Origin of the sequence: Burkholderia sp. SIMBA_062 (assembly GCF_046534765.1) — a bacterium.
GTDB classification, from domain to species: domain Bacteria; phylum Pseudomonadota; class Gammaproteobacteria; order Burkholderiales; family Burkholderiaceae; genus Burkholderia; species Burkholderia ambifaria.
This window is the reverse complement of sequence record NZ_JAWRYD010000449.1, coordinates 1-252: the sequence shown is the minus strand read 5'-3', so window position 1 is coordinate 252 and position 252 is coordinate 1. Positions and strand designations below refer to the sequence as shown.

General features: G+C 37.7%; 1 protein-coding gene. It reads right to left on the bottom strand.

The window, feature by feature from the left end; all coding sequences use genetic code 11:
* On the bottom strand, positions 1–219 hold a 219-nt coding region (locus tag SB786_RS37020), incomplete at its 3' end, for a hypothetical protein (RefSeq protein ID WP_410731686.1).
* Positions 220–252: the final 33 nt, after the last annotated feature.

Here is a 252-nt window from a genome sequence, read left to right as displayed (position 1 = left end):
CATACCTTCTATCCGGTTCTTAGCCGCATAGTATGGGTAAACGGGTCGATCTTGTCGAAGGGGCTTGGGTTGTTCAACTTTAACAGGTGAATAAGTAGTACATGCATTGAGTACAAGAACAGCCAGAATCATCATAAACCCATACATAACAATATCCTTTTGTTGATAAACATTATCATTATACTTAAACATCAACGGAAGGACATTTGCTGAAATCATCGAATATCGCGTTATAATCCAAAAAAACAGTGG